The 1,510-nt window shown below is 75.6% G+C and carries 2 protein-coding genes; both read right to left on the reverse strand.

Annotation, left to right across the window (positions count from 1 at the left end; all coding sequences use genetic code 11):
* The coding region (locus tag HMPREF3105_RS00575; protein ID WP_070708523.1) for a MaoC/PaaZ C-terminal domain-containing protein at positions 1 to 768 on the reverse strand (768 nt) is incomplete at its 3' end.
* 2 nt (positions 769 to 770) lie between these two features.
* Positions 771 to 1,510: SDR family oxidoreductase (locus HMPREF3105_RS00580; RefSeq protein ID WP_141762362.1), on the reverse strand; the 740-nt coding region annotated here is incomplete at its 5' end.

A 1,510-nucleotide genomic window follows, 5' to 3' on the forward strand; every position in this document is an offset into this window, starting at 1 on the left:
GACGGGCGCCTCGAAGTCGATGTGCCAGCGGAACCCGGCGCCGGCCGGCTCACGGCCCTCGAGCATCCGGGCGGCCAGGAACATCCCGTGGGCGATCGCGCCCTTCATGCCGAACAGTCGAGCCGAGACGCCCGTCAGGTGGATCGGGTTCCAGTCCCCGGAGACGCCCGCGTACCGGCGTCCGGCCCCCGTCCCGAAGCGCCACTGGGCGGTCGGCGTCGGGGGCACGAAGTCCGGGCGGGCGGGCCGCTCGGGACGCAGGCCGGAGAGGTGGACGCCCTTGGCGAGGTACCGGGAGACGCCCTCCCACAGCAGTGCCTCCTCGCCGTCGTCGCCGGGCCCCTCGACGGTCACGACGACGTCCACGGCGGTGCCCGCGTGGTGCGGGACGAGACCCACCGCACGTGCGGTGACGCGCAGGGCGGTCTCCGCCGCGACGGGCCGGTGGTGCAGGACGGTGTTGCTCAGGTGCACCAGCCCGGGCAGGGGCAGCGGGAACTCGGGGTCGGCCATCAGCTCCATGGCCGCGCCGAACACCTGGGTGTGCACCAGGACCGAGGGCAGGTCCGCCGGATTGGCGGACCCGACGGCCCCGCGCCACGCGGTCACGGCCTCGGCCGGGATGCGGTGGCCGGTCACGACCACCTGACGGTCCGGGAGCTCGCGGGGACGGCGCCGACGGACGACGGCGTCCGTGGCGGCCCGCCCGGCGGCCCGGACGTAGAGCCGGCCGAGGGAGGGCGGGGCGGACAGCTGCGTGGTCTGCATCCTCACGCCCCCAGCTTCGACTGGCCGCAGACCCGCAGCGTGGCCCCGTTGGTGCCGCCGGCGGCGTCCGAGGCGAGCCAGGCCACCGTCTCGGCCACGTCCTGCGGCAGGCCGCCCTGCTGCAGCGCGTTGAGCCGCCGGCCCACCTCGCGCGTGGCGAGCGGGATCTTCGCGGTCATCTCGGTCTCGATGAAGCCCGGGGCCACCGCGTTGATCGTGCCCCCGCGGGCCGCGAGGACCGGGGCGGACGCCGCGGTCAGGCCGATGACCCCGGCCTTCGAGGCCGCGTAGTTCGTCTGGCCGCGGTTGCCCGCGATGCCGGAGATGGAGGCCAGGCCCACGATGCGCAGCCCCTGACCCGCCACGTCCCGGGCGTCCTCGGCGAGGAACGCCTCGTTCATGGCCAGCTGGGCCGTGGTGTTCACGGCGAGGACGGAGTCCCAGCGTGCGGCGTCCATGTTGGCCAGCATCCGGTCCCGGGTGATCCCGGCGTTGTGCACCACCGCGTCCATCCGGCCGTGCCGGGTGCGGCAGTGCTCGAGGATGCGCGTGCCGGCGTCCGGCGCCGTGATGTCCAGGGCCAGCGCGGTGCCGCCCACCTCGTTCACAACCTCGGCCAGCGCCTCGCCCGCCGCCGGGACGTCCACACCGACGACGACGGCCCCGTCGCGGGCGAGCGTCCGAACGATAGCGGCGCCGATGCCGCGGGCGGCACCCGTGACCACGGCCACCTTGCCGGCCA

The organism is Micrococcus sp. HMSC31B01, assembly GCF_001816085.1.
In the GTDB taxonomy this organism is placed as follows: Bacteria; Actinomycetota; Actinomycetes; order Actinomycetales; family Micrococcaceae; genus Micrococcus; species Micrococcus luteus.